The sequence below is a fragment of the Serratia sp. 14-2641 genome, from assembly GCF_001692375.1.
Classification (GTDB): domain Bacteria; phylum Pseudomonadota; class Gammaproteobacteria; order Enterobacterales; family Enterobacteriaceae; genus Chania; species Chania fonticola_C.
The window spans coordinates 104,792-129,998 of record NZ_LXKR01000015.1; the positions used below are offsets into that span (position 1 = coordinate 104,792).

Here is a 25,207-nt window from a genome sequence, read left to right on the forward strand (position 1 = left end):
ATGCGAATAATTGTCTACGGCAGTTTACGACGCAAACAGGGAAACAGCCATTGGATGACCAACGCCCAATGGTTGGGTGAACATGAGTTAGAAGGCTACCAGCTTTATAATCTGGGGCACTACCCGGCGGCGATCCCTGGAGAGGGCACGGTACACTGCGAAGTGTATCGTATTAACTCATCGATTCTGGCCGAGCTGGACGAGTTGAAAAGTAATACCAAAGACTACAAGCGCGAGCTGATCCGCACGCCTTATGGCAGTGCGTGGATCTACCTGTATAGACACAGCGTGGACGGTTTCCCGCGGATTGAAAGCGGTGACTGGCTGAAGCGTCTTGACGAAAAGCAGTAAAAAAAAACACCGCTCATCTGGGCGGTGTTTTTTTATCAGTTCGGGCGAGAATTACTTCTTGGCGCGCTCGAAAGAGGCGACGATCTCAGCTTTGGCGGCGGCAGCGTCTGCCCAACCTTCCACTTTCACCCATTTGCCTTTTTCCAGATCTTTGTAGTGTTCAAAGAAGTGGCTGATCTGCGCTTTCAGCAGTTCTGGCAGGTCGTTCACATCTTTAATGTGATCGTACTCTTTGGTCAGTTTGCTGTGCGGTACGGCAATCAGTTTTGCATCTTCACCGGCTTCGTCGGTCATTTTCAGCACGCCAACTGGGCGGCAGCGGATCACAGAGCCTGGTTGCAGTGGGTATGGGGTTGGCACCAACACGTCTACCGGATCACCATCCAGTGACAGGGTATGGTTGATGTAACCGTAGTTGCACGGGTAGAACATCGCCGTGGACATGAAACGGTCAACGAACAGCGAGCCGGTTTCCTTGTCGATTTCGTATTTGATTGGATCGGCGTTAGCCGGGATTTCGATAACTACGTAGATGTCTTCTGGCAGGTCTTTGCCAGCAGGGACCAGGTTCAAGCTCATGTCGGTTTCCTTTAATCAAACCAGAAATGGAGTGGCGGCTATTATAGCGGAGTCTTTTGCGATTTCCCGCCCTTTTCATCAATGAGCTGCTGCCTGGTCGATAACAGCAACTTTTCCAGATTAATCCCTCAATGATTGAAGTTTACTCCCCGGCTGCCGATAACTTCCTCAAATAATAACGGTCCAGCAGCTAGCTGACCCTGCCTTCTTGCCTCCTCTACATCTGAAGCTACTTTTTTCTAAAGCCGGGAAACACTCATGTTAAAGAAGATCACCGTTAAGGCCGGGCTGATAGCCCTGTTGAGCCTGATGACGTTGCTGTTGATTGTTGTCAGCATCATCGGGGTTAAAGCCATTAACGACGGAACACGTTCGCTACAGACTTTGAACCAGATCCTGGGGGAAGAACTGGGTTCGTTGGCCAACAGCTCCAACCTGGCGCTGCGGGCCAGAACGGCGGCCTCGCTTGCAGTACGCCAACGCGAGATTGGTCAGATAGAGGTTGCTGACGCCTCGGTGGGGCGTATTTATGGCTACCTGGAACAGTCGAAGAAGGAAATGGCGCGCTTTGTCGACGTGGGAACGGTGACCGAACGGGGTCGCCAATTTTCAATGCGGATGCAGGAGAGCTATCGCGCCTATCTGGAGCAAGGCATTGCGCCCATGGCGGCAGCGATAAAGGCGGGGAAGTTGGATGACTATTACGCCATTCAAGAAAATCATATCTCTAAGCTGAGCATTGCTTTTGAAGCCGATCTTAGTGAGTTCCGCGCGTTTGCCATGGATATTGGCCAGCAGCATGCGCATGAGGCAGAAAGTAATGCCAGCACCAAGATTATCCTGATCGTTGCGGCTGGGCTGCTCAGCGTGTTACTGGCGGCGCTGGCCTGGTTTGCTATGCGTGTGATCTTGCTGCGCCCGTTAGATGAGTCGATCGTCCAATTGGAGCATATCGCCGCCGGGGATCTGACCCACGAAATTAGCGGTGAGGGAGATACCGAAATGGGGCGCCTGGTACGCGCTATGCAACGTATGCAACAATCGCTGGTGATGTCGGTCAGTAAAGTCCGCGATGCCAGCAGCCAGATCGATACCGGCTCCCGCGAGTTGGCTGCGGGTAACGTTCATCTGGCGCAGCGTACGGAGGAATCGGCCGCTTCGCTGGAGCAAACCGCCGCCAGTATGGAGCAGTTGACCTCTACGGTGAAAATGAATGCTGAAAACTGCGAACAGGCCAACCAGTTGGCACTGAGCGTTTCCGATATTGCCGAGCAGGGCAGTGACGTGGTCAGCCAGGTGATGAGCAAGATGCAGGCCATTACCGACAGCTCCCGACGCATCGCCGACATCATCAGCGTGATGGACGGTATCTCCTTCCAGACCAATATCCTGGCGCTCAACGCGGCGGTAGAGGCGGCACGTGCCGGTGAGCAAGGCCGTGGTTTTGCCGTGGTGGCCGGTGAGGTACGCAGCCTGGCCCAACGCAGTGCGCAATCGGCCAAAGAGATCAAAGGGCTGATCGAAGTTTCACAACACCGCGTACGGGAAGGTGAACAGATGGCGGCGACGGCGGCGAAGACCATGAACGGAATTACCGGCGAAGTCGGACGCGTCACGGCGCTGATGCGTGAAATCTCGGCGGCCACTCGCGAACAAAGCAGTGGTATCGAGCAGGTTAACCTGGCGGTAGTGCAAATGGATCAGGTGGCACAGCAGAATGCGGCGCTGGTGGAAGAGTCTGCGGCGGCAACGCGCTCTTTGGAAGAGCAGGCGCAGCTATTGGCACAGAGTATGGCTGTGTTCAAACTGTGATGTGAAGGGGCGGCATGCCGCCCCTTTTATAGCGTTACTGGTCCGGGAAATCAGCAATAAAGCGTTCGGCGTCTTCTACCATCGATTTGGTTCCGACGAAGAATGGCGCACGCTGGTGCAGCTGTTGCGGCACGATATCCAGAATGCGGTTTTTGCCATCGCTGGCTTTACCCCCGGCCTGTTCAGCCAGGAACGCCATCGGGTTGCATTCATACAGCAGACGCAGCTTGCCCTGTGGGTGGCTGGCGGTGCTTGGGTAGATATAGATGCCGCCTTTGAGCAGGTTACGGTGGAAGTCGGCAACCAGTGAACCGATATAGCGTGAGGTATAAGGGCGCTGGGTGGCTTCATCCTGCTCTTGGCAGTATTTGATGTATTTCTTCACCCCGAGCGGGAACTTGATGTAGTTACCTTCGTTGATGGAATACATATTGGCTTTTTCCGGGAAGCGCACTTTCTCGTGGGAGAGGCAGAACACCCCCAGAGACGGATCGTAGGTGAAGGCATGTACGCCATAACCGGTGGTGTATACCAGCATGGTGGAGGAGCCATAAACCACATATCCGGCCGCTACCTGTGCATGGCCAGGCTGCAGGAAATCTTCTTCGGTGACTGGCGTGCCAATCGGGGTGATGCGGCGATAGATAGAGAAGATCGTCCCGACCGAGACGTTCACATCAATGTTGGACGAACCGTCCAACGGATCCATTAGCACCACATACTTGCCATTCTCAGCTCGCTCGCCGTCGAAAATCACGATCTCGTCTTCTTCTTCCGAAGCGATGCCCGCAACTTCACCACGAGCCTTCAACGCTGCTTTCAGCTTTTCGTTCGCGAACAGGTCCAGCTTCATCTGAACTTCGCCCTGAACGTTGGAAATGCCGTTAGTCCCCAAGATATCAACTAAACCTGCCTTGTTGATATCACGGTGAATGATTTTGGCACCCAGTTTGATGGCAGAAAGTAATGAGGTCAGCTCACCGGTGGCGTGAGAGAAGTCGTGTTGTTTCTCGACGATAAATTCGCCTAACGTTTTCATGACACAATCCCTGAATCTACGGATGGATAGCGGCTTGTTAACATACCGCCAACGTTTTCGTCAGCAGTGTAGCCCAAAGCAACTTGCGATTCATAGGCAAATCCATTTCTTCTGAGCGATTCTGAGCGCTAGAATAGGCAGTAAATCGATGCACTAAAATGAGAAACCTAATGCGCATACATATTCTTGGGATCTGCGGCACCTTTATGGGTGGGCTAGCCATGTTGGCTCGTTCACTGGGGCACGAGGTGACCGGTTCAGATGCCAACGTCTATCCTCCGATGAGCACCTTGCTGGAAAAGCAGGGGATCGATCTGATCCAGGGTTACGATCCTGCCCAGTTGGATCCGGCTCCGGATCTGGTGATTATCGGCAATGCCATGAGCCGTGGTAATCCTTGCGTAGAAGCGGTGCTGGAACAGAGCATTCCTTACATGTCTGGCCCTCAGTGGCTGCATGATTATGTCCTGCGCGATCGCTGGGTGCTGGCGGTAGCGGGAACACACGGTAAAACCACCACCGCCGGGATGGCGACCTGGATCCTGGAAGCCTGCGGCTATCAGCCGGGCTTTGTGATCGGTGGCGTACCGGGCAATTTTGATGTTTCGGCCCGTCTTGGCGGTAGCCCGTTCTTCGTCATCGAAGCCGATGAGTATGACTGTGCCTTCTTCGACAAACGCTCCAAGTTTGTTCATTACTGCCCGCGCACGTTGATCATGAACAACCTCGAGTTTGATCATGCCGATATTTTTGACGATCTGAAAGCCATCCAGAAACAGTTCCACCACCTGGTGCGCCTGGTGCCGGGGCAAGGCAAGATTATCCTGCCGGAAAATGACACCCATCTGAAACAGGTGATGGCGATGGGATGCTGGAGCGAACAGGAATGGGTCGGGGAAGGGGGCGCGTGGCGTGCACACAAACTGACGACGGATGCCAGCCATTACGAAGTGTTCCTCAACGGCGAGAAGGTGGGTGAGGTTAACTGGGCGCTGGTGGGCGAACACAACATGCATAACGGCCTGATGGCGATCGCCGCCACCCGCCATGTTGGCGTACAGCCAGCCGATGCCTGCCGAGCGCTGGGTGACTTTATCAATGCCCGCCGCCGTCTGGAATTGCGCGGTGAAGCCAATGGCGTCACGGTGTATGACGACTTTGCCCATCATCCGACCGCCATTCTGGCTACCTTGGCGGCGCTGCGTGGCAAAGTGGGCGGCACCGCACGCATCCTGGCCGTGCTGGAGCCTCGCTCAAACACCATGAAAATGGGGATCAGCAAAAACGATCTGGCACCCTCGCTTGGCCGTGCCGATGAAGTGTTCCTTTTCCAGCCTCACCACATCCCTTGGCAGGTAGCGGAAGTTGCCGAAGCTTGCGTCCAGCCCGCGCACTGGAGTGCCGATCTGGATACGCTGGTGGAGATGATTGTGAAAACCGCGCAGCCGGGTGACCATATTCTGGTGATGAGCAACGGCGGGTTTGGCGGCATTCATGACAAACTGCTGGCAGGGCTGGCTAACAAGGCCGAACCGAAAGAAACCTACTGACGTTTAGCTAAACGGGCGCCGCATGCGGCGACCCTACCAATATGAGGCCGCTGATGCGGCCTTTTTTACGCCCATAAAAAAGCCCTCGCGAGCGAGGGCAATGGGGTTCGTCGGATAGGACGACGATAATTTCCAAGATACTAGCGTTTACCTGAGAACTCGGCAGTGGCAGTGACGAGGGTAGTCAGTTCAGTAAACGCGGCCTCGGTTTTTTACTTGTAGATTTCAGCTGTTGCGTGCCAGTTGCCATTTTCATAGGCTTCGATCACACGGTAGGCTTTGGCCCCTTGCTGGTCCGCTTTATCAGACAGAGCCTGACGGATATCAGAAGGTGCGCCACCCACGCCGCTAGCGGTAATGGTGCCGACGGACTGCAGATTGCTGGCTTGGGCATCAGTGACCAGGTTAGCCGCAGAAGCACCGAAAGAAACGGCAGACAGCAGGCTAAGTGCAACGAGAGTAGTTTTCATGTTCATGATACTTCGATCCTTAATCGTTCAGAGATAACGGCCTGGAAGGGCTTTACAGCGTTTTTTATACTTGAAGGCGGTTATCTGCTTGTTTTTTACCAGAGAGTTGTCGTGCAATGCTCACATCACATCTTGTACTTATTTGTAAATCTCGGCGGTAGCGTGGTAGTTGCCTTCGTTACGAGCTTCGATCACGCGGTAAGCGGTAGCGCCTTGAGCATCGGCTTTGGCAGACAGCGCCTGACGGATATCAGAAGGTGCTGCACCGACGCCGCTCACGGTGATGGTACCGGCAGACTGCAGTTTTTCAGCCTGTGAAGCATCAATGGATTGTGCTGCAAATGCACCGAAAGACAGCATGGATAGCAGGCTCATTGTTGCTACGGTAGTTTTAATTTTCATGATTTATCCTCTTCGTATTCTTTTATCAGTTCCAATGAACTGTGATTTACGTCACGAAAATGAGTATACATCTAGTAACGGCAAAAATTAATAGCTGACTAACAGTTTCTAGTGAAACTTTATTGGGGTGGCCGTGACTTTTAATAACCTAATGGAATAAAAAACGGCGATAAAATACACTTTTGATGTTAAATTTTTGTAATTTCAATGAGCTAAGTGCTTTTGACTAAAAGTGCGGAAGCTTCCAGTCACTATCACCAGTCACCCAGAAATGTCACTGAAATGTGCTGCAAGTCGGCTTATTGGCAGTTTTAAACGTGGTAGGCAGTGCGGAAGAAGTAAATGAAGGGTTAATAAAGGATGAGCGGCCCGCGACGGAGAGCCGCAGGCTGCGCTGAATGCATCAAAGTTCCTGTTCGAACAAGGAGAGAATGGCTTCAAACAGTTGGCGTGCGGTAAATGAACTGGCCGGAGTGACAAAAATGGTGTCGTCACCGGCAATGGTACCCAGGATCCCTTCGGATTTGCCCAGTGAGTCCAACAGGCGGGCAATCAGCTGCGCCGCACCTGGGCTGGTATGGATCACCACCACCGCGTCGTTATGGTCCACATCCAGCACCAGATTCTTGAGCGGGCTGGTGGTGGTTGGGACTCCGAGTTCGGCCGGGAGGCAGTACACCATCTCCATTTTTGCATTACGCGTGCGTACCGCCCCGAACTTGGTCAGCATGCGTGATACCTTGGACTGGTTAATGTTCTCGAAGCCTTCTTCTTGCAGCGCCAAAACGATCTCGCCTTGAGAACTGAATTTTTCTTCTTTCAATAACGCCTTAAACGCCTTGATCAGATCTTCCTGCTTTGCGGGATTACGCATTTTGCACCGTGGAATGTTGGTAATAGAGCTGATTATTATGCATATAAATGCATTTTTATGCAATATGGGGGCCGTCTGGAAAATCAAAAATGCCCAGACAGAAAGGCAAGAGCGCGATTTTAACAAAATCCGTTGCTCATGAATATGCCCTTTCGGTGCGGGAAGCGAGTCAGCTCTCCGGTAAAGAAAATGTTATTAAAATGATGTTGTTCTGATGTTACGTAAGGGTGTAATGTAACCGCCGGTTAACGCGATCGTGAAAAGCTTGGCACTATTTTCGATTAGTGTGCGCTATGCCCTTAATGCATAAGCTATTTACTTTAAAATGCTCGCAACATCGGCCATTTTATTGCGCCAGATCTAAAACCGACTGTTAAGAGGTTGTTTTTAAAGGCGTGATAAATTAAGGTCCGTGACCAAAGAATTCACGGCGCTTTTATATTTAAGACAATAAAGGAGTATAGGATGAAAGTTGCAGTTCTCGGTGCTGCTGGCGGTATTGGCCAGGCCCTCGCCCTTCTACTCAAGACCCAGCTTCCTTCAGGTTCTGAACTCTCCCTCTACGACATTGCCCCTGTTACCCCAGGCGTTGCCGTTGACTTAAGCCACATCCCAACCGCAGTTAAAATCAAAGGCTTCAGTGGCGAAGATGCAACCCCTGCGCTGCACGGTGCGGACGTGGTGCTGATTTCTGCTGGCGTTGCGCGTAAACCAGGGATGGATCGTTCCGATCTGTTCAACGTTAACGCTGGCATCGTACGCAACCTGATTGAGCAAGTGGCTAAAACCTGCCCGAAAGCCTGCATCGGTATCATCACCAACCCGGTGAATACCACGGTGGCCATTGCGGCAGAAGTGTTGAAGAAAGCGGGTGTGTACGACAAAAACAAACTGTTTGGCATCACATCGCTGGATATTATCCGTTCAAACACCTTCGTTGCTGAACTGAAAGGCAAACAACCGGAAGAACTGAACGTACCGGTGATTGGCGGCCACTCAGGCGTGACCATCTTGCCTCTACTATCGCAGATCCCAGGCGTAAGCTTTAGCGATCAGGAAGTGGCTGATTTGACCAAACGTATCCAGAACGCGGGTACCGAAGTGGTTGAAGCCAAAGCCGGTGGCGGCTCTGCAACCTTATCTATGGGCCAGGCTGCTGCACGTTTTGGCCTGTCTCTGGTGCGTGCGTTGAGCGGTGAGAAAGGCGTAGTGGAATGTGCCTATGTTGAAGGGGATGGCAAATATGCCCGCTTCTTTGCACAGCCACTGCTGCTGGGCAAAAACGGTATCGAAGAGCGTAAAGACATCGGTACCCTGAGCGCCTTCGAGCAAAAAGCGCTGAGCGAAATGCTGGACGTACTGCACAAAGATATCGAACTGGGCGAGAAGTTTATCAACAACTGATCCCTCAGTATGTGATGTTTTGATAAGCCGCCGGGCCGAATCCGGCGGCTTTCTTATGTTTATCATGATTTGATTCGACTTTTCCGATCTCGCAGATGATGGGTAAGCGGATCAAAATACCTGCTCGGCCAGATCTCTGCCGGATGTACGTTCAGTGCATCAGCAATCAACCACTCTCCCTTGGGCCAAGGACGTGACAGTGCGTTGGCCAACGTCGATGAACTTAACCCTGCCCCCCGTGAAACCGCTGCCAGAGTGGTACCTCTCTTCTTCAAAGCCGCGATGACGTCTGCTGGATGCCAATCTGGGTCCCGTGAATTCATATTTTCATTCCTTTTTTGATTAGAGAAAGTTCTGTTAGTGGTATAACTAACAGGTCAGTATTAATCGTTTGAACAACGTGAAGCGTTTATTCAGAAACTAGGATACCACCAAGTTTCCCAAAAATACCTTATGGTTTCTGAAAAATTTGTCTTGCCACACTATTGTCCCGAGATCATGGCTATGAAAAACGAGTGGTTTGCTGCCAAGGAACTGATAGGCATCGCAGGATTACCGTCCTCTACACAGGGAATCAATCTGATGGCCCGGCGCGAAAATTGGCTCAGCCGTCGCCGCAAAGGCGTGCAAGGCAAGGCGCTGGAATATCATATCGACAGCTTGCCAACCGGCGTCAAAAATCTGCTGGTATTGCGCGAAGAGCCTGCGATCTACGAGGCCGGGCGTCAGGATCCACTTGCAGTGTGGGTTGAATACTATTACCAACTTTCAGACAGTGAGCGTGGCAAAGTGATGGCGTTTTTGATGCGCGAAGGTATGGATAGCCTGCTGACCTGGATTGCTGAAAAAAATAAGCAGTGAGTCATTCCTCAACTGACCTGCGCTACATAGGGGCGCTGCATGCTGCGTCCGATTAGCCATATGTTGCTCCCGCCAAGCTCCTTTCTGCATAGCTTCCGTGTTTTTTGCTCCTTATTTGATAAATGTTTCTTGAGTGTTTCGCCCGGTTTTTGGTTTTTGGCAACGGCCTGGTTAATGTTATAACTAACTTATTGGCATTAGTTGTTCATGCAACTGAAAAGCCTGATAAGTCAGTTAGGGGCAACGCCGAGATCAAGGAGGGGGAATGAACAAGGAGTGGTTTACCGCCAACGAACTGAAAGAGAAGGGCGAATTGGGCTGCTCCCCACAAGGGATCAATCAGCGAGCACGTGAGCAAAACTGGCGATGGCAGCGGCGTTTTGGCAAGCAGGGGGTGACTAAGGAGTATCATATCAGCAGCCTACCCCTCTCGACTCAAAACGAGTTGAATCCCCAGCGATATCCCCTTGCCGCAGAGAAACCGGCGGCTTATACCGTCTCCTGTGATGGCGTTCCTTGGGCACGTTTGCAGAGCTATCTGGCAGGTATGAAATCTGATGAATACGCGGTTTTATTGAGTTTTCTGGCGGAGAATGGGGCTGCGGGGCTGCTGGATCTCATTAGCAAGGCAAATAAATAGGCCTGCAAAACAGGCCTATTTGAATATTAAGAAACTTAAATTTCTTAAAAGTCTCGTTGAACCGCCAGATGCGCTAATCCTTCCAGTGCGGTTCGATAAGGAGAGTCGGGCAAAATCTGCAATGCGGCGATCGCCTTGTCCGCTTCTTCTTCCGCGCGCTGACGTGTATAGGTGAGTGAACCACACTCCTGCATGGTAGCCAGAACCGGCTCCAGCAGATGGCGGCCATTCCCCTGTTCAATCGCGCCACGGATCATCGCAGACTGCTCGGCATTGCCATTATGCATCGCATGCAACAACGGCAGCGTCGGCTTGCCCTCGTTCAAGTCATCGCCGGTATTTTTACCCAGGGTCACGCCGTCTGCACTGTAGTCCAGCAGATCGTCGATCAGTTGGAATGCCGTGCCAAGATAGCGGCCATAGTCTTGCAGCGCCTGCTCTTCGGCCGGGTTAGCCTCGGAGAGGATGGCTGATGACTGGGCTGCTGCCTCAAACAGACGAGCGGTTTTGCTGTAGATGACCCGCATATAGTTTTCTTCACTGATATTCGGATCGTTGACGTTCATCAACTGCAGCACTTCACCTTCGGCGATTACGTTGACCGCTTCGGACATGACTGCCAGCACGCGCAGCGATTCCAGGCTGGTCATCATCTGGAAAGCACGCGTATAAATGAAATCACCCACCAACACGCTGGCAGCATTGCCAAACGCCGCGTTGGCAGTCGCCTTGCCACGGCGCATGTCGGACTCATCCACCACGTCATCGTGCAACAGGGTAGCGGTATGGATGAACTCTATCAGGGCAGCGACGGCAATGTGTTTATCACCTTGATAGTGCAAGGCCCGCGCCGCCAGAACGGCGATCATCGGGCGAATGCGCTTACCGCCACCGCTGATAATGTAATAGCCAAGTTGATTGATGAGCGTGACATCGGAATTCAACTGTTCGAGAATTGTTGCGTTCACGGCCGCCATATCTTGCGCGGTTAACTCAGTAATTTGTTCTAGGTTCATTGTATTTTTTTCAGCTGTGTTTCTGTTGACCGCGATGAGAACGCTGCTCACATCGGTACATGGCGGTAACTGTCCTGTTGATTGTACTTGAAAATCGGCCCAGATAAACGTTGTGAGAGAAACTGTGTTTTTTTTCTTCTTTTTTCACCTTCTGGCCCTAATCTGCTCTTGTCATATGCGGGATTATTGCGTAGAATTCGCGCCCTATTGTGAATATTTATAGCGCGCTCTGTACTGAACAGTTGGGCACGCGGAAAGCGGAGTTTTATATGTACGCGGTTTTCCAAAGTGGTGGTAAACAACACCGAGTAAGCGAAGGTCAGACCGTTCGCTTGGAAAAGCTGGACATCGCAACTGGTGAAGCGGTTGAGTTTGACCAGATTCTGATGATCGCTAATGGCGAAGATATCAAAATCGGCGTTCCTTTCGTCGATGGCGGTAAGATCAAAGCTGAAGTGGTTGCTCACGGTCGTGGCGAAAAGATCAAGATTGTTAAGTTTCGTCGTCGTAAGCACTATCGTAAGCAGCAAGGTCACCGTCAGTGGTTCACTGATGTTAAAATCACCGGCATCAGCGCTTAAGTTAGGAGAGCGGATTAATGGCACACAAAAAGGCTGGCGGCTCGACTCGTAACGGTCGCGATTCAGAAGCTAAACGTCTGGGCGTAAAACGCTTTGGCGGCGAAGCAGTACTGGCAGGCAGCATCATCGTTCGTCAGCGCGGCACCAAATTCCACGCTGGTACCAACGTGGGTTGCGGCAAAGACCACACTCTGTTTGCTTTGAAAGACGGTAAAGTCAAATTCGAAGTTAAAGGCCCGAGCAATCGTAAATTTATCAGCATCGAAGCTGAATAATTTTTCGAGCCTTACGAAATAGATGTTAAGCCCCGCAATTCGTTGCGGGGCTTTTTACATTTATAGATTGCTTGTGCTTGGCGGCACAACGCACAGACAGTGAGAAGATGGAAAAAAAACAGCAGGCTGGCGTTGGTATTTTTCTGGCGGTCACCACAGCGGTTTGCTGGGGCGCCCTGCCTATCGCAATGAAAGAAGTGCTGGAAGTGATGGAGCCGTTTACCATCGTCTGGTATCGCTTTACGATTGCCGCCATCGGCCTGGGGATGATCCTGGCAGTGCGCGGGCGTTTACCTCCGGTGAAAATGTTCCGTCAACCCCGCTGGTTGCTGTTGCTGGCGATCGCCACTGCCGGGTTGTTGGGCAACTTTGTCTTCTTCAGCTCTTCGCTGCAATATTTGAGTCCGACAGCCTCGCAGGTTATCGGCCAACTCTCGCCGGTGGGCATGATGTTCGCCAGCGTATTGATCCTGAAAGAAAGGATGCGTATCACTCAGGTGATTGGCGCTCTGATGCTGATCTGCGGGCTGATGCTGTTTTTCAACGTCAGCCTGATTGAGATCTTCACTCAGTTCACAGACTACACGCTCGGTGTGTTGTTGGGCGTGTGTGCAGCCATGGTTTGGGTGACCTATGGCGTGGCGCAGAAAGTATTACTGCGTCGATTGGCCTCACCGCAGATCCTGGTCTTGTTGTACACTTTATGTGCGATCGCGTTATTTCCGCTTGCGAAGCCAGCGGTGATTTTCCAGCTCAGCGGCTGGCAATTGGCCTGTCTGCTGTTCTGTGGCGCTAACACGCTGATTGGTTATGGTGCGCTGGCGGAAGCGATGGCGCGCTGGCAGGCGGCCCAGGTGAGTGCGTTAATCACGCTGACTCCCCTGTTTACCCTGCTGTTTTCAGATTTATTGGCGCTGGCCTGGCCACAGGTATTTACGGCCCCGGCATTGAATGTCGTTGGCTACGTAGGTGCTTTTGTGGTGGTTGCAGGCGCCATGTTTTCCGCAATTGGTCACCGTTGGTGGCCGCGACGGGCAGAAACCAACCTGGTTGCTTCTTTGAAGCGGCCCGGTGAATGAGTTACGGAGACGGTAAATGAAGTTTGTAGATGAAGCAGCGATCCTGGTCGTGGCAGGTGATGGCGGTAATGGTTGCGTCAGCTTCCGCCGCGAAAAATACATCCCGAACGGTGGGCCAGATGGCGGTGACGGCGGTGACGGCGGTGACGTCTACCTGGTGGCAGACGAAAACCTGAATACCCTGATCGATTACCGCTTTGAAAAATCCTTCCGTGCCGAACGTGGCCAGAATGGTCAGAGCCGTGACTGTACCGGTAAACGCGGTAAAGACGTCGAAATCAAAGTTCCGGTCGGTACCCGTGTGCAGGATCAGGGCACCGGTGAGATCCTCGGCGATATGACCCGCCATCAACAGCGTCTGATGGTGGCGAAGGGCGGTTGGCACGGCCTGGGTAACACCCGTTTCAAATCCTCGGTAAACCGTGCTCCGCGCCAAAAAACGTTGGGTACCAAGGGCGAGATGCGCGATATCCTGCTGGAGCTGCTGCTGCTGGCGGATGTGGGCATGTTGGGTCTGCCGAACGCTGGTAAGTCGACCTTCATTCGCGCGGTTTCTGCCGCCAAGCCAAAAGTGGCGGATTACCCGTTCACCACGCTGGTACCGAGCCTGGGCGTGGTACGTATGGACCATGAACAAAGCTTCGTGGTGGCGGACATTCCTGGCCTGATCGAAGGTGCACATGAAGGTGCTGGCCTGGGGATCCGTTTCCTGAAACACCTGGAGCGCTGCCGCGTGTTGCTGCATCTGGTGGACATTGCTCCGATCGATGAGTCCGATCCGGTAGAGAATGCCAAGGTCATCATCAACGAGCTCAACCAGTACAGCGAGAATCTGTCACACAAGCCACGCTGGCTGGTGTTCAACAAAGTTGACCTGCTGGACGAGGAAGAGGCTGCCGAGCGTGCCAAGGCGATCGTAGAAGGCATGGGGTGGGAAGGTAAGTACTACATGATCTCCGCTGCGAACCGCGAAGGCGTTAACGCGCTGTGCTGGGACGTGATGAACTTCATCAATACGCAACCTAAAGCCATGGCGATCGAAGAAAGCGCGCCGGAAAAAGTCGAGTTCATGTGGGATGATTACCACCGTGAGCAGATCGCTGAAGTGGAAGCTGAAGCGGATGACGATTGGGATGATGACTGGGATGAAGATGACGACGAAGGCGTCGAAATCGTCTACCAGAAGTAATTCTGCGTAATAAAACAAGGGCTCGGTTCAGTGGACCGGGCCCTTGTTGTTTGTTGAGGTTGCTGAAACCTCAATCGATGATGCGACGTTAGTGATTCAAAATATTATCGGGTAACCAGCACTGTGCATCCAGGCCGTTGGCATCGGTGCGGTTTTCCAGGCGTAGACAGCCACGGTGCAACTGAACGATACGGATCACGATATTCAATCCCAGCCCGCTGCCGCCATAACGCTGATCCATCCGGCGGAAGGCCTGAGTCAACTCTCCCGCCATTTCTTGCTTGATACCCGGCCCCTCATCGAGCACCTGTAATCGTTGCCCATTATTCTCGGGGGTGAGCTGAACACGGATGACACTCTTCTCGGGGCCATAGCGGTGCGCATTTTCAACCAGATTACGCAGCATCAGACGCAGCAGCACCGGATCGCCATGGGTCGGGGCATTGGCTGGCAGTTGCCAGACAATCTTTTGCCCGCGCAGAGCGGCTAGCTCTTTCAACTCTTCCTGCAATGGCTGAACAACGTTGGTTACCCAGTCAAACTGCTGGTAATGGCCACTGGCGAAATCCTGCCCGGCCCGTGACAGCATCAGCAATTGCTCGACCACGTGCATCAGTTGGTCAATGCGGGCGATCAACTGTTTACTGCCCGCAATCCCCTGTTGCTCCATCAGTTCCAGATGCAGCCGGATCCCCGCCAGCGGCGTACGTAATTCGTGGGCTGCATCGGCAGTGAACAGCCGCTCTTGCTGGATGGTATGGTCAAGGCGTGAAAAAAGCTGATTCAATGCCTTGGTAACCGCCATCATCTCCAGACTGTCGTTGGATACTGGCAAAGGAGTCAGATTATCTGCGGAACGTTTCTCCAGCTTTTCCTGCAGTTGATTCAGCGGCCGGATAATCCAACTGATGGCCCAGAAGGAGGCTAGCAGGGTCACCACCATCATGATCAGCGAAGGGGCAAGCAGGGAAGCGATCGCTTCGGCAATCTCGGTATCGACCCGCTCGTTGCGAACTTTGGCCGACAGGGTTTCATCCACCAGGAAACTGATCTGCTCCTGGCTTTCATGCCATAGCCAAAACGCGCTGATGAGCTGGGTGACCAGCAGGATCAGGGCCAACATCAGCAGCAAACGACGGCGCATGCTGATCAAGATGCGGGCTCCAGACGGTAACCGATGCCACGAACGGTACGGATACGATCTTTGCCCAGTTTACGGCGCAAGTTGTGCATATGGACTTCGAGGGTATTCGAGCCCAGATCGTCGTTCCAGGTATAGAGATCCTGTTGCAACAGCTCACGGTTGACGGTTTGCCCGGCCCGCATTATCAGACGCGACAGAATGGCAAACTCTTTCGGCGTGACGTCTATCGCCTGCTGCTGCAGATACACCTGCTGGCTGGACAGGTTGAGCGTCAGATCGTCCTGTTGCAGCAGGTTATCGCTGTGGCCCTGATAGCGGCGGAGCAGTGCCCGTACCCGGGCTTGCAGCTCAATCAGCGCAAAGGGTTTGACCAGATAGTCATCGGCACCGGCGTCCAGGCCATCGACACGGTCTTGCAACGCGTCGCGTGCGGTGAGGATCAACACCGGGATGCTGATGTGTTGACGACGCCATTGCCGCAGCAGGGTGGCACCGTCAATATCTGGCAGGCCGAGGTCAAGGATCACCATACTGTACTGGCTGGTGACGATCAGGCTATTGGCCTGCGCAGCACTGGCCGCACAATCACAGGCGTAGCCTTCATTGGACATTGCCAACGCCACGCCTTGCTGCAATAACTCATCATCCTCAACAATCAGTAGCTTCATGCCCTTGGGCCTCAATTGTTCTGATAGATATCCCGATACAGCCGGCTTTCGAACCGCACCAGCGGCGCTCGGCGCTGTTTTTGATCTTCTGGTGGCACCGCGTAACCCGATAGATATTGGACAAAGGCAAGGCGCTGACCGCTGGCCGTAGTGATAAAGCCGGCCAAGTTATAGACCCCTTGCAACGCCCCGGTTTTGGCAGAAACCTTACCGTCGACCCCGGCTTCGTGCAGGCCACCGCGATAGCGCAGCGTGCCATCATAACCGGACAGCGGCAGCATCGAGATAAAGTTGAGCTCGCTGTCGTGCTGAGCAATATATTGCAACGCCTGCATCATGGTTGCAGGTGCCAGCAGGTTGTGGCGCGACAGGCCAGAGCCGTCCACCACGATGCTGTTACCTAGGTCTACCCCGGCCTTCTGGCGCAGAACCTGGCGAACTGCATCTGCTCCCGCGCGCCAGGTGCCCGGTACGCCAAAGCGTTCATGGCCGATGGTGCGAAACACGGTATCGGCAATCATGTTGTCCGACTTCTTCAGCATGATTTTCAGCAGGTCATGCAACGGTGCAGACTGTGTCTGGGCGATCACCGTGCCCGTCATGCCTGGCTGGGTTTGGCGTTTCAAATGGCCGCCAATCTGGATCCCTGACTTGACCAGCTCATCTTTCAGGATGGCACCGGCATAGCTGGCTCCATCTTGAATGGCGAATGCCAACGGCAGTGGTTCACTACGCTGGGTCAGGCATCCCGTCAGTGTAAAGCGGTTCAATTCGCCCGGCACCACATCCAGTTCACAATATTGGGCATCCGGAGAGCCTTTCGCCAGTGTTCTTACCTGGCTGAACATATTGACCGGGTAGAATGAGGCCACGCGAATAAACGCCATCTCACCGGGGTTAGGGGCGCTGTAAAGGGAAACCGAGAAACAGTTGCGATCGACAATTGCCGCCGCTGGCGGGGCGCTGAAACATTGGGTCATATCGTTCCAGGGCCAGCCGGGCGCTTTGTCATGGCTGGCAAATACCGAGGTATCGACCAGCACATCGCCGCTGATTTCGCGCACTCCCTGTTTTTTCAGTTCCGCCACCATATTGCGCAGATTCTGCCGCTTGAAGGTGGGATCTCCGCTGAAACGGGCGATAAGGTTGCCACGCAACACGCCATCCGTGATGTTGCCCTGACTTTCCAGTGTCGTGGTGAAGCGATAATCCGGCCCGAGCTGCAACAAAGCCGCCAGCGCAGTAAGCACCTTCTGGGTGCTGGCCGGGAGTGCCATTTGCTGTGAGTGATAGTCGATGGTTGGCGTGGTCGCGCCAATCTTCTGAACTATCAGGGCCAGGTTCGCCCCATCAGGCAAATATTGTGTGTAATCTTCAACCGGGGCCGCATGGGCATTAACAGCAAATGCGCAGGCCAATACACTGACAATTCGTGAAAAACGCATAATCTCGGGGTAACAGCTGGATAACGTGCTGTCATACTACGGTGCATCAAGGGATAAAGTAAACGATGACCCTTAAGGAACTCTAGGCTAAAATGCGTATCAAAATGCAAAATCGACGCTGACTTGGAGCAAACCTCCGAGCTCGGTTTCTTTTGTTTATCGCCTGGAGACGGAAGGCGCAACGCCTGCCGTAATTTCATACGAACACGTCAGGATGACGTTAATGCCCTGGGGATGTTGAGCTGCGGTTAGCTTGCAACACCACGGGTATATTTGAACAGGATAGATTTAGAGGTATTTAACGATGAAACAGATCCCGATGACCTTGTTTGGCGCAGAACAGCTGCGTGAAGAACTAGAATATTTGAAAGGTGTGCGTCGCCCGAAAATCATTGCCGACATCGCCACCGCACGCGAACACGGTGACCTGAAAGAAAACGCCGAGTACCATGCCGCTCGTGAACAGCAGGGTTTCTGTGAAGGACGTATCCAGGAAATCGAGGCCAAACTGTCCAATGCGCAGGTGATCGACATCACCAAAATGCCTCAGACTGGCCGCGTGATTTTTGGTGCTACCGTCTCGGTGATGAACCTGGATAGCGAAGATCAGGTGACTTACCGCATCGTGGGTGATGATGAAGCAGACTTTAAGAAAAATCTTATTTCTGTCAACTCACCGATGGCTCGTGGCCTGATTGGCAAAGAGCAAGATGATGTTGTTGTCATCAAAACCCCGGGTGGTGATGTAGAATACGAAATTCTGAAAGTGGAATATCTTTAATTTCGCCCGAGTTGGTTAAAAGTTCAGCAGGGTTTTGTAAAGAAAGGAAAAAGGCCGCAAGCGGCCTTTTATCTGAGCCCGGCGCATGGCACCGTCTCAGCAAACAGATTGCGGATTAGCGCGGCAAAGTGATCTTGCGCTCTTTCGACGGGCGGTAAAGAATAAGCGTACTGCCGATCACTTGCACATTGCAGGCACCCGTTTCACGCACAATAGCGTCGGCGATCAGGGTTTTGGTTTCGCGATCTTCGGCTGCAATTTTTACTTTGATCAGCTCGTGATGCTCCAGAGCCAGCTCAATTTCAGCCAACACCCCTTCGGTGAGACCGTTATTACCCAGCATGACCACCGGTTTTAACGGATGTGCCAGGCCTTTCAGGTGTTGTTTTTGTTTATTATTCAGATTCATTGTCTTTTTTGCTTAAGTTGGGATTGAAAACGGTACATTCTACCGCCATCTCATGTGTATCACCAAATCGGTCTGCACCGAATTGAGTTTACGTGAGAAGCGAACCTGGCATGAGACTCTTTTTAGGATAGTTGGAATACTCGATGGCAAATAAAAAGCGTTCGGCCAGTTCCAGTCGCTGGCTCCAAGAACACTTTAGCGATAAATATGTGCTGCAGGCGCAGAAAAAAGGGCTGCGTTCGCGTGCCTGGTTTAAACTTGATGAAATCCAGCAAAGTGACAAACTGTTCAAGCCGGGTATGACGGTCGTTGATTTGGGGGCTGCACCGGGCGGTTGGTCGCAATATGTGGTAACCCAGATTGGTGGTAACGGGCGTATCATTGCCTGTGATATTTTGCCAATGGATCCTATCGTTGGCGTCGATTTCCTTCAGGGCGATTTTCGTGATGAACTGGTCCTCAAAGCACTGTTGGAACGTGTAGGTGATAGTAAGGTTCAGGTAGTCATGTCTGACATGGCCCCGAATATGAGCGGCACCCCGGCGGTCGATATCCCAAAATCGATGTATCTGGTGGAATTAGCACTGGAAATGTGTCGTGATGTTCTCGCACCAGGCGGTAGTTTCCTGGTGAAGGTGTTCCAGGGAGATGGTTTTGACGAGTACCTACGGGAAATTCGCTCCCTGTTTACGAAGGTTAAGATTCGTAAGCCAGACGCTTCTCGCGCACGTTCGCGTGAAGTGTACATTGTAGCGACAGGGCGGAAACTGTAGTACCCTAACGCTGTTTGTTAACACAGTTGTAATATGAGGTTAATCCCTTGAGTGACATGGCGAAAAACCTAATTCTCTGGCTAGTCATCGCGGTCGTTTTGATGTCGGTATTCCAGAGCTTTGGGCCCAGCGAGTCTAATGGCCGTAGGGTAGATTACTCTACCTTCATGACCGAACTGACCCAAGATCAGATCCGTGAAGCGCGCATTAATGGGCGTGAAATCAACGTTGTCCGTAAAGACAGCAACAAGTACACCACTTACATCCCGGTCAACGATCCTAAGTTACTGGATACGTTGTTAACCAAAAACGTGAAAGTTGTTGGTGAGCCACCGGAAGAGCCAAGTTTGCTGGCTTCCATCTTTATTTCCTGGTTCCCAATGCTGTTGTTGATTGGGGTCTGGATCTTCTTCATGCGGCAAATGCAGGGCGGCGGCGGCAAGGGCGCGATGTCCTTCGGCAAGAGCAAGGCCCGTATGCTGACGGAAGACCAGATTAAAACCACTTTTGCCGACGTTGCAGGCTGTGACGAAGCAAAAGAAGAAGTGAGTGAACTGGTAGACTACCTGCGCGAACCGAGCCGTTTCCAGAAGCTGGGCGGCAAGATCCCGAAAGGCGTGCTGATGGTTGGCCCTCCGGGTACCGGTAAAACCCTGCTGGCGAAAGCGATTGCCGGCGAGGCGAAAGTCCCGTTCTTCACCATTTCGGGTTCTGACTTCGTCGAAATGTTCGTCGGTGTGGGTGCATCCCGCGTCCGTGACATGTTCGAACAGGCCAAGAAAGCGGCACCGTGCATCATCTTTATCGATGAAATCGACGCCGTAGGCCGCCAACGTGGCGCAGGTCTGGGCGGTGGTCACGATGAACGTGAGCAAACGCTGAACCAGATGCTGGTTGAGATGGACGGTTTTGAAGGCAACGAAGGCATTATCGTCATCGCGGCAACCAACCGTCCTGACGTACTGGACCCTGCGTTACTGCGTCCAGGCCGTTTCGACCGCCAAGTGGTGGTTGGGCTGCCAGACGTGCGTGGCCGTGAGCAAATCCTGAAGGTGCACTCCCGTCGTGTGCCGTTGGCGCCAGATGTTGATGCTTCTGTGCTTGCACGTGGTACTCCGGGCTTCTCCGGTGCGGACTTGGCCAACCTGGTCAACGAAGCTGCCCTGTTCGCAGCACGTGGCAACAAGCGCGTGGTGTCGATGGTGGAGTTCGAAAAAGCCAAGGACAAGATCATGATGGGTGCGGAACGTCGCTCCATGGTGATGACGGAAGCGCAGAAAGAATCTACCGCCTATCACGAAGCGGGCCACGCCATCATTGGCCGCCTGGTTCCTGAGCATGACCCGGTGCATAAAGTCACGATTATTCCTCGTGGCCGTGCGCTCGGCGTGACCTTCTTCCTGCCGGAAGGGGATGCGATCAGCGCCAGCCGTCAGAAGCTGGAAAGCCAAATCTCCACCCTGTACGGTGGCCGTCTGGCAGAAGAAATTATTTACGGGCCGGAAAAAGTCTCTACCGGTGCATCGAACGACATTAAAGTCGCTACCTCGATCGCCCGCAACATGGTGACCCAATGGGGCTTCTCTGAGAAGCTGGGGCCATTGCTGTATGCGGAAGAAGAGGGCGAGGTATTCCTGGGCCGTTCTGTGGCCAAGGCGAAACACATGTCGGACGAAACCGCACGTATCATCGACCAGGAAGTCAAATCCCTGATTGAGCGCAACTACATTCGCGCACGTGCGTTGCTGATGGAAAACATGGACATCCTGCATTCGATGAAAGATGCACTGATGAAATATGAAACCATCGATGCACCGCAGATCGACGACCTGATGAACCGTAAAGATGTGCGTCCGCCAGCAGGTTGGGACGACGTGGCGAAAAGCAACAACTCCGACAACGGTGGCACACCAAAAGCGCCAACGCCGGTAGATGAGCCGCGTACACCAAACCCAGGCAACACCATGTCTGAACAGCTCGACAAGTAACATCGGCTGTAGCGTAAAATAAAACCCCGGCCAGCCGGGGTTTTTTATTGCTGGCTGAAAATTGCTGCCTCTCCTTGGGTGAGAGGGGCGGGATCCACTCCAGGCAACTGAGTAGTATTGACTCCAAGGTAGATTAATCATGCAGTTAACCGTGCGCGACCAAATCCTCGATCTCAACCATCCTCGGGTGATGGGGATCCTCAACGTTACCCCAGACTCCTTCTCTGACGGCGGGCGGCATAATTCGCTGAATGATGCTCTGCTGCATGCGCATGCGCTGATTTCGGCAGGTGCAACGATGATCGATGTGGGGGGCGAGTCCACGCGCCCGGGCGCTGCCGAGGTCAGTGAAGAGGAAGAGATTGAGCGCGTTGTGCCAGTAGTGGAAGCCTTGGCGCAGCGGTTTGAGATTTTTATCTCGGTGGATACCTCAAAAGCCGGTGTGATCCGCGAATCCGCTAAAGCCGGTGCGCATCTGATCAACGACGTTCGCTCGCTGCAGGAGCCTGGTGCGTTGCAGGCAGCCGCTGAAAGCGGTCTGCCAGTGTGCCTGATGCATATGCAAGGCGAGCCGCGTACCATGCAGCAAGCACCGCATTACGATGACCTGATGGCGGACGTTAATGCGTTTTTCCAGCAGCATATTGACCTCTGTATTGCAGGCGGCATAGCAAAACAGAAATTGTTACTCGACCCAGGCTTCGGTTTCGGTAAGAATTTAGCGCATAATTATCAGCTTCTGGCCCGATTGGCGGAATTTCATCACTTTGGCTTGCCACTGTTGGTGGGGATGTCGCGTAAATCTATGATTGGGCAGCTATTGAATGTCCCACCCGAACAGCGGGTTATCGGCAGCGTGGCCTGTGCGGTGATTGCCGCGATGCAGGGGGCGCAGATAGTCAGAGTGCATGATGTCAAAGAAACCGTCGAGGCGATGCGTGTCGTCGAGGCAACACTTTCAGCTAAGGGATAGTAGAAACATGAGCGAACGCAAATATTTTGGTACCGACGGTATTCGTGGCAAAGTCGGTGACAATCCAATTACCCCAGAATTCGTCCTCAAGCTTGGCTGGGCGGCTGGCAAAGTATTGGCGCGTCACGGCTCCCGTAAGATCATCATCGGCAAAGACACCCGCATTTCTGGCTATATGCTGGAGTCGGCGCTGGAAGCTGGGCTGGCAGCTGCGGGGCTATCCGCTTCGTTTACTGGCCCGATGCCAACGCCGGCGGTGGCTTATCTGACCCGAACGTTCCGTGCGGAAGCCGGGATCGTAATTTCTGCCTCGCATAACCCGTTCTATGATAACGGCATCAAGTTCTTCTCTATCGATGGCGCCAAACTGCCAGACGATGTGGAAGAGGCCATAGAAGCGGAAATGGAAAAACCACTGACCTGTGTCGAATCTGCCGAGCTGGGTAAAGCCAGCCGCATTGTCGATGCCGCAGGGCGCTATATCGAATTCTGTAAAGGCACCTTCCCGAGCGAACTTAGCCTGAACGGGCTGAAGATCGTGGTGGACTGCGCCAACGGAGCTACCTATCACATTGCCCCAAGCGTCTTGCGCGAGTTGGGTGCTACAGTGATCGCCATCGGCTGTGAGCCGAATGGTATGAATATCAACGAGGAATGTGGCGCTACCGATGTTCGCCAACTGCAAGCACGCGTGCTGGAAGAGCAAGCACACGTTGGCCTGGCCTTTGATGGCGATGGCGACCGCGTGATGATGGTGGATCACCTGGGTAACAAGGTCGACGGCGATCAGATCCTCTACATCATTGCTCGTGAAGGCCTGCGCCAGGGGCAACTGCGCGGCGGTGCCGTGGGTACCCTGATGAGCAATATGGGCCTGGAGCTGGCACTGAAGCAGCTCGGCATCCCGTTTGCCCGTGCCAAGGTGGGTGACCGCTACGTACTGGAAAAACTGCAAGAGTTGGGCTGGCGCATTGGGGCGGAAAACTCCGGCCACGTGATCCTGCTGGACAAAACTACCACCGGGGACGGTATCGTCGCTGGCCTGCAAGTGTTGACGGCAATTGTGCGTAATAACATGAGCCTGCACGACCTGTGCAGCGGTATGAAATTACTGCCACAGGTCCTGGTCAACGTGCGCTTTGTCGGTGAGCATAACCCACTGGAGTCAGAGGCGGTGTTGAAGGTCGCTGAGCAGGTCGAAGCAGAATTGGCCGGTCGTGGCCGTGTGCTGCTGCGTAAGTCGGGCACTGAGCCATTGATCCGCGTAATGGTGGAAGGCGAAGATGAGCAGCAGGTTATCGCGCTGGCGCACCGTATCGCCGATGCGGTCAAGCTGGCAGGTTAACACGCTGTTTTTACGCAGGTACGTTGTCAGTGCCTGCGTAATTTCCCGATCAGCCCTGTTTTTGCTGTTTTTTTCCGCAAACGCATCGGCGGTTGCAAATTGCCCTTGCGCGCTTTGATGGCTTTGGTTAGTATTCACACCCGCTTCAGTGGGCTGTTTTAGTGACACGCCACGCCTTCTTTAGTTTGGAAGCATCTGGGGTGAGAAGCATTTGGCACGCGGTGAACCCGCAAGGATACAGGTACCACTATGTACGAAGCTCTTCTGGTAATTTTCTTGCTGATATCGATCGGGCTAGTCGCTCTGATCATGCTACAGCAAGGTAAAGGCGCTGATATGGGAGCCTCATTCGGAGCAGGTGCTTCTGGCACATTCTTCGGATCGACCGGTTCAGGCAACTTTATGACCCGCATGACGGCTGTCCTGGCGACGTTGTTCTTCGTCATCAGTCTGATCCTGGGCAACCTGAGCACCAATCAGGGCAAGAAAGGCAGCGAGTGGGAAAACCTGGGTCAGCCAGCGCAAACTGAGCAGACTAGCACTCCGGCAGCACCAGCTAAACCGGTCAGTGATATCCCGCAGTAAGCCGCTGAAAAGTTTGAACACGGTTGTTTTCGACCTCAACAGAAACAGCCGTTAGCAGTAAAAATCAGTACCGAGGTGGTGGAATTGGTAGACACGCTACCTTGAGGTGGTAGTGCCCTAACGGGCTTGTGGGTTCGAGTCCCATCCTCGGTACCAAATCCCAGAGATAACTTGCGTTTTTGCAATTATCGGCGTAATATTTGCCACGTTTTCGGACGCGGGGTGGAGCAGCCTGGTAGCTCGTCGGGCTCATAACCCGAAGGTCGTCGGTTCAAATCCGGCCCCCGCAACCACTTTCCTTTAAGTGTTTATTTTCAAATACACTTTTCGATTGAATTCCGCTTTTCTCGATCAACATTTGAAAATGGCACTTGCTAGAAAGTTGCACCGAAGCCGCTTTGCGGCAAACAGGGTCCAGTTGCATAAAGCCCCGAATTTTCGGGGTTTTTTGTTATTTGGCAACAGAATCACTGGGCTATTAGGCCCTTTTTTTATGTCTTGGGGGTGGGCTTGTCCACATTAGAGCAAAAATTAACAGAGATGCTTTCCGCACCGGTAGAGGCGTTGGGCTTTGAGCTCGTAGGCATCGAATTTATTCGGGCGCGCCAATCGACACTACGCATCTATATTGATAGTGACAACGGAATCAATGTTGATGATTGCGCTGATGTCAGCCACCAGGTCAGCGCTGTACTGGACGTCGAAGATCCGATCACGGTCGCTTACAACCTGGAAGTTTCCTCTCCTGGCCTTGAGCGCCCTATGTTTACCGCGGAACACTATCAACGTTTTCTCGGTGAAGAAGTCAGCGTTGTTCTGCGTATGGCGATACAAAACCGCCGCAAATGGCAGGGCATCATCAAGTCTGTAGAAGGCGAGATGATCACGGTTACTGTGGATGGGAAAGATGAAGTGTTCGCGCTGAGTAATATTCAGAAAGCGAACCTGGTACCCCACTTTTAAAGTTTGGATGA

At 53.0% G+C, this 25,207-nt stretch carries 29 protein-coding genes and 2 tRNA genes; 20 read left to right on the plus strand and 11 right to left on the minus strand.

The window, feature by feature from the left end:
* Positions 1–351 (plus strand): gamma-glutamylcyclotransferase, encoded by a 351-nt coding sequence (locus A6U95_RS07945; protein ID WP_024483355.1) that lies wholly within the window; start codon positions 1–3, stop codon positions 349–351.
* A gap of 51 nt (positions 352–402) precedes the next feature.
* Here A6U95_RS07945 and ppa read toward each other — a convergent pair whose 3' ends face one another.
* Positions 403–930, minus strand: a complete 528-nt coding sequence (gene ppa / locus A6U95_RS07950) for an inorganic diphosphatase (RefSeq protein ID WP_021179028.1) — start codon at positions 928–930, stop codon at positions 403–405.
* A 258-nt stretch (positions 931–1,188) separates the two neighbouring features.
* Here ppa and A6U95_RS07955 point away from each other — a divergent pair, with 258 nt between their 5' ends.
* Positions 1,189–2,742 (plus strand): methyl-accepting chemotaxis protein, encoded by a 1,554-nt coding sequence (locus A6U95_RS07955; RefSeq protein WP_065684102.1) that lies wholly within the window; start codon positions 1,189–1,191, stop codon positions 2,740–2,742.
* 34 nt (positions 2,743–2,776) lie between these two features.
* Here A6U95_RS07955 and fbp read toward each other — a convergent pair whose 3' ends face one another.
* Complete coding sequence (fbp, locus tag A6U95_RS07960) at positions 2,777–3,781, minus strand: class 1 fructose-bisphosphatase (RefSeq protein ID WP_029711176.1); 1,005 nt, start codon at positions 3,779–3,781, stop codon at positions 2,777–2,779.
* Positions 3,782–3,951: 170 nt separating this feature from the next.
* On the opposite strand from fbp, the gene mpl reads away from it, so the two are divergent.
* Positions 3,952–5,331 carry a UDP-N-acetylmuramate:L-alanyl-gamma-D-glutamyl-meso-diaminopimelate ligase gene (gene mpl, locus A6U95_RS07965; RefSeq protein WP_024483358.1) on the plus strand — a complete coding sequence of 460 codons (1,380 nt, stop codon included), beginning with the start codon at positions 3,952–3,954 and terminating at the stop codon, positions 5,329–5,331.
* A gap of 212 nt (positions 5,332–5,543) precedes the next feature.
* Here the strand turns inward: mpl and yhcN (A6U95_RS07970) are convergent, their stop codons facing one another.
* The 3 genes from yhcN (A6U95_RS07970) to argR all read right to left on the minus strand — a co-directional run bounded on the left by yhcN (A6U95_RS07970) (position 5,544) and on the right by argR (position 7,077).
* Positions 5,544–5,807, minus strand: coding sequence for a peroxide/acid stress response protein YhcN (gene yhcN, locus A6U95_RS07970; RefSeq protein WP_021179031.1), 264 nt, complete (start codon positions 5,805–5,807; stop codon positions 5,544–5,546).
* Between the two features lie 132 nt (positions 5,808–5,939).
* Complete coding sequence (gene yhcN / locus A6U95_RS07975) at positions 5,940–6,203, minus strand: peroxide/acid stress response protein YhcN (protein WP_065684103.1); 264 nt, start codon at positions 6,201–6,203, stop codon at positions 5,940–5,942.
* Between the two features lie 403 nt (positions 6,204–6,606).
* On the minus strand, positions 6,607–7,077 hold the full coding sequence (gene argR / locus A6U95_RS07980; RefSeq protein WP_021179033.1) for a transcriptional regulator ArgR: 471 nt from the start codon (positions 7,075–7,077) through the stop codon (positions 6,607–6,609).
* An 89-nt stretch (positions 7,078–7,166) separates the two neighbouring features.
* Here argR and A6U95_RS31685 point away from each other — a divergent pair, with 89 nt between their 5' ends.
* Together A6U95_RS31685 and mdh are read left to right on the plus strand one after the other, a co-directional pair.
* A complete protein-coding gene (locus tag A6U95_RS31685; protein ID WP_256388584.1) occupies positions 7,167–7,292 on the plus strand; it encodes a hypothetical protein in 126 nt (41 codons plus the stop codon).
* A gap of 250 nt (positions 7,293–7,542) precedes the next feature.
* Positions 7,543–8,481: a malate dehydrogenase gene (gene mdh, locus A6U95_RS07985; RefSeq protein ID WP_021179035.1), complete on the plus strand. Its 939-nt coding sequence runs from the start codon at positions 7,543–7,545 to the stop codon at positions 8,479–8,481.
* 62 nt (positions 8,482–8,543) lie between these two features.
* Here the strand turns inward: mdh and A6U95_RS29645 are convergent, their stop codons facing one another.
* A complete protein-coding gene (locus A6U95_RS29645; protein WP_071783710.1) occupies positions 8,544–8,804 on the minus strand; it encodes a helix-turn-helix transcriptional regulator in 261 nt (86 codons plus the stop codon).
* 181 nt (positions 8,805–8,985) lie between these two features.
* Between A6U95_RS29645 and A6U95_RS07990 the strand changes: the two genes are divergently transcribed.
* Entirely contained in the window at positions 8,986–9,342 is a 357-nt protein-coding gene (locus A6U95_RS07990) for a DNA-binding protein (RefSeq protein ID WP_024529083.1), read from the plus strand.
* A 265-nt stretch (positions 9,343–9,607) separates the two neighbouring features.
* Entirely contained in the window at positions 9,608–9,982 is a 375-nt protein-coding gene (locus A6U95_RS07995) for a DNA-binding protein (protein WP_065684104.1), read from the plus strand.
* A 44-nt stretch (positions 9,983–10,026) separates the two neighbouring features.
* Here A6U95_RS07995 and ispB read toward each other — a convergent pair whose 3' ends face one another.
* Entirely contained in the window at positions 10,027–10,998 is a 972-nt protein-coding gene (gene ispB, locus A6U95_RS08000) for an octaprenyl diphosphate synthase (RefSeq protein WP_021807527.1), read from the minus strand.
* A 269-nt stretch (positions 10,999–11,267) separates the two neighbouring features.
* Here ispB and rplU point away from each other — a divergent pair, with 269 nt between their 5' ends.
* The 4 genes from rplU to cgtA all read left to right on the plus strand — a co-directional run bounded on the left by rplU (position 11,268) and on the right by cgtA (position 14,122).
* Complete coding sequence (gene rplU / locus A6U95_RS08005) at positions 11,268–11,579, plus strand: 50S ribosomal protein L21 (RefSeq protein ID WP_004955927.1); 312 nt, start codon at positions 11,268–11,270, stop codon at positions 11,577–11,579.
* Between the two features lie 17 nt (positions 11,580–11,596).
* A complete protein-coding gene (gene rpmA / locus A6U95_RS08010; protein ID WP_004933559.1) occupies positions 11,597–11,854 on the plus strand; it encodes a 50S ribosomal protein L27 in 258 nt (85 codons plus the stop codon).
* 107 nt (positions 11,855–11,961) lie between these two features.
* Complete coding sequence (locus A6U95_RS08015; RefSeq protein WP_021807524.1) at positions 11,962–12,933, plus strand: DMT family transporter; 972 nt, start codon at positions 11,962–11,964, stop codon at positions 12,931–12,933.
* A gap of 16 nt (positions 12,934–12,949) precedes the next feature.
* Positions 12,950–14,122, plus strand: coding sequence for an Obg family GTPase CgtA (gene cgtA / locus A6U95_RS08020; RefSeq protein ID WP_021179040.1), 1,173 nt, complete (start codon positions 12,950–12,952; stop codon positions 14,120–14,122).
* A gap of 88 nt (positions 14,123–14,210) precedes the next feature.
* Here the strand turns inward: cgtA and pmrB are convergent, their stop codons facing one another.
* From pmrB to dacB, 3 genes are read right to left on the minus strand one after another with little or no spacing between them, the layout of a single operon-like run.
* Positions 14,211–15,275, minus strand: a complete 1,065-nt coding sequence (gene pmrB, locus A6U95_RS08025) for a two-component system sensor histidine kinase PmrB (RefSeq protein WP_065684105.1) — start codon at positions 15,273–15,275, stop codon at positions 14,211–14,213.
* Entirely contained in the window at positions 15,272–15,934 is a 663-nt protein-coding gene (gene pmrA, locus A6U95_RS08030) for a two-component system response regulator PmrA (protein ID WP_065684106.1), read from the minus strand. The genes pmrB and pmrA overlap by 4 nt, the downstream gene beginning before the upstream one ends.
* Before the next feature lie 11 nt (positions 15,935–15,945).
* Positions 15,946–17,379, minus strand: coding sequence for a serine-type D-Ala-D-Ala carboxypeptidase (dacB, locus tag A6U95_RS08035; RefSeq protein ID WP_021807522.1), 1,434 nt, complete (start codon positions 17,377–17,379; stop codon positions 15,946–15,948).
* Between the two features lie 304 nt (positions 17,380–17,683).
* On the opposite strand from dacB, the gene greA reads away from it, so the two are divergent.
* Positions 17,684–18,160, plus strand: coding sequence for a transcription elongation factor GreA (gene greA, locus A6U95_RS08040; RefSeq protein ID WP_021179044.1), 477 nt, complete (start codon positions 17,684–17,686; stop codon positions 18,158–18,160).
* A gap of 115 nt (positions 18,161–18,275) precedes the next feature.
* Here greA and yhbY read toward each other — a convergent pair whose 3' ends face one another.
* On the minus strand, positions 18,276–18,569 hold the full coding sequence (yhbY, locus tag A6U95_RS08045; RefSeq protein ID WP_021807520.1) for a ribosome assembly RNA-binding protein YhbY: 294 nt from the start codon (positions 18,567–18,569) through the stop codon (positions 18,276–18,278).
* A 143-nt stretch (positions 18,570–18,712) separates the two neighbouring features.
* Between yhbY and rlmE the strand changes: the two genes are divergently transcribed.
* From rlmE to rimP, 8 genes are all read left to right on the plus strand, one after another.
* Entirely contained in the window at positions 18,713–19,342 is a 630-nt protein-coding gene (gene rlmE / locus A6U95_RS08050; RefSeq protein WP_021179046.1) for a 23S rRNA (uridine(2552)-2'-O)-methyltransferase RlmE, read from the plus strand.
* Positions 19,343–19,398: 56 nt separating this feature from the next.
* Positions 19,399–21,330, plus strand: a complete 1,932-nt coding sequence (gene ftsH, locus A6U95_RS08055; protein ID WP_024529076.1) for an ATP-dependent zinc metalloprotease FtsH — start codon at positions 19,399–19,401, stop codon at positions 21,328–21,330.
* Positions 21,331–21,469: 139 nt separating this feature from the next.
* Entirely contained in the window at positions 21,470–22,303 is an 834-nt protein-coding gene (gene folP, locus A6U95_RS08060) for a dihydropteroate synthase (protein WP_065684107.1), read from the plus strand.
* Between the two features lie 7 nt (positions 22,304–22,310).
* Positions 22,311–23,648, plus strand: coding sequence for a phosphoglucosamine mutase (glmM, locus tag A6U95_RS08065; protein ID WP_065684108.1), 1,338 nt, complete (start codon positions 22,311–22,313; stop codon positions 23,646–23,648).
* 249 nt (positions 23,649–23,897) lie between these two features.
* On the plus strand, positions 23,898–24,233 hold the full coding sequence (secG, locus tag A6U95_RS08070; protein ID WP_024483369.1) for a preprotein translocase subunit SecG: 336 nt from the start codon (positions 23,898–23,900) through the stop codon (positions 24,231–24,233).
* 69 nt (positions 24,234–24,302) lie between these two features.
* Positions 24,303–24,389: transfer RNA gene (locus A6U95_RS08075), tRNA-Leu, on the plus strand.
* A gap of 60 nt (positions 24,390–24,449) precedes the next feature.
* Positions 24,450–24,526: transfer RNA gene (locus A6U95_RS08080), tRNA-Met, on the plus strand.
* 217 nt (positions 24,527–24,743) lie between these two features.
* Entirely contained in the window at positions 24,744–25,196 is a 453-nt protein-coding gene (gene rimP, locus A6U95_RS08085; RefSeq protein WP_024529072.1) for a ribosome maturation factor RimP, read from the plus strand.
* Positions 25,197–25,207: the final 11 nt, after the last annotated feature.

Bases quoted from the DNA above. Each gene is read 5' to 3' on its own strand.
- dacB (WP_021807522.1), bottom strand. From the start codon at position 17,379: ATGCGTTTTTCACGAATTGTCAGTGTATTGGCCTGCGCATTTGCTGTT.
- A6U95_RS08015 (WP_021807524.1), top strand. From the start codon at position 11,962: ATGGAAAAAAAACAGCAGGCTGGCGTTGGTATTTTTCTGGCGGTCACC.
- A6U95_RS29645 (WP_071783710.1), bottom strand. From the start codon at position 8,804: ATGAATTCACGGGACCCAGATTGGCATCCAGCAGACGTCATCGCGGCT.
- yhcN (WP_021179031.1), bottom strand. From the start codon at position 5,807: ATGAACATGAAAACTACTCTCGTTGCACTTAGCCTGCTGTCTGCCGTT.
- folP (WP_065684107.1), top strand. From the start codon at position 21,470: ATGCAGTTAACCGTGCGCGACCAAATCCTCGATCTCAACCATCCTCGG.
- A6U95_RS31685 (WP_256388584.1), top strand. From the start codon at position 7,167: ATGCCCAGACAGAAAGGCAAGAGCGCGATTTTAACAAAATCCGTTGCT.
- A6U95_RS07995 (WP_065684104.1), top strand. From the start codon at position 9,608: ATGAACAAGGAGTGGTTTACCGCCAACGAACTGAAAGAGAAGGGCGAA.
- A6U95_RS07955 (WP_065684102.1), top strand. From the start codon at position 1,189: ATGTTAAAGAAGATCACCGTTAAGGCCGGGCTGATAGCCCTGTTGAGC.
- A6U95_RS07945 (WP_024483355.1), top strand. From the start codon at position 1: ATGCGAATAATTGTCTACGGCAGTTTACGACGCAAACAGGGAAACAGC.
- rplU (WP_004955927.1), top strand. From the start codon at position 11,268: ATGTACGCGGTTTTCCAAAGTGGTGGTAAACAACACCGAGTAAGCGAA.
- rlmE (WP_021179046.1), top strand. From the start codon at position 18,713: ATGGCAAATAAAAAGCGTTCGGCCAGTTCCAGTCGCTGGCTCCAAGAA.
- ftsH (WP_024529076.1), top strand. From the start codon at position 19,399: ATGGCGAAAAACCTAATTCTCTGGCTAGTCATCGCGGTCGTTTTGATG.
- argR (WP_021179033.1), bottom strand. From the start codon at position 7,077: ATGCGTAATCCCGCAAAGCAGGAAGATCTGATCAAGGCGTTTAAGGCG.
- mpl (WP_024483358.1), top strand. From the start codon at position 3,952: ATGCGCATACATATTCTTGGGATCTGCGGCACCTTTATGGGTGGGCTA.
- secG (WP_024483369.1), top strand. From the start codon at position 23,898: ATGTACGAAGCTCTTCTGGTAATTTTCTTGCTGATATCGATCGGGCTA.
- fbp (WP_029711176.1), bottom strand. From the start codon at position 3,781: ATGAAAACGTTAGGCGAATTTATCGTCGAGAAACAACACGACTTCTCT.
- A6U95_RS07990 (WP_024529083.1), top strand. From the start codon at position 8,986: ATGAAAAACGAGTGGTTTGCTGCCAAGGAACTGATAGGCATCGCAGGA.
- rpmA (WP_004933559.1), top strand. From the start codon at position 11,597: ATGGCACACAAAAAGGCTGGCGGCTCGACTCGTAACGGTCGCGATTCA.
- greA (WP_021179044.1), top strand. From the start codon at position 17,684: ATGAAACAGATCCCGATGACCTTGTTTGGCGCAGAACAGCTGCGTGAA.
- pmrA (WP_065684106.1), bottom strand. From the start codon at position 15,934: ATGAAGCTACTGATTGTTGAGGATGATGAGTTATTGCAGCAAGGCGTG.
- mdh (WP_021179035.1), top strand. From the start codon at position 7,543: ATGAAAGTTGCAGTTCTCGGTGCTGCTGGCGGTATTGGCCAGGCCCTC.
- ppa (WP_021179028.1), bottom strand. From the start codon at position 930: ATGAGCTTGAACCTGGTCCCTGCTGGCAAAGACCTGCCAGAAGACATC.
- cgtA (WP_021179040.1), top strand. From the start codon at position 12,950: ATGAAGTTTGTAGATGAAGCAGCGATCCTGGTCGTGGCAGGTGATGGC.
- yhbY (WP_021807520.1), bottom strand. From the start codon at position 18,569: ATGAATCTGAATAATAAACAAAAACAACACCTGAAAGGCCTGGCACAT.
- yhcN (WP_065684103.1), bottom strand. From the start codon at position 6,203: ATGAAAATTAAAACTACCGTAGCAACAATGAGCCTGCTATCCATGCTG.
- ispB (WP_021807527.1), bottom strand. From the start codon at position 10,998: ATGAACCTAGAACAAATTACTGAGTTAACCGCGCAAGATATGGCGGCC.
- glmM (WP_065684108.1), top strand. From the start codon at position 22,311: ATGAGCGAACGCAAATATTTTGGTACCGACGGTATTCGTGGCAAAGTC.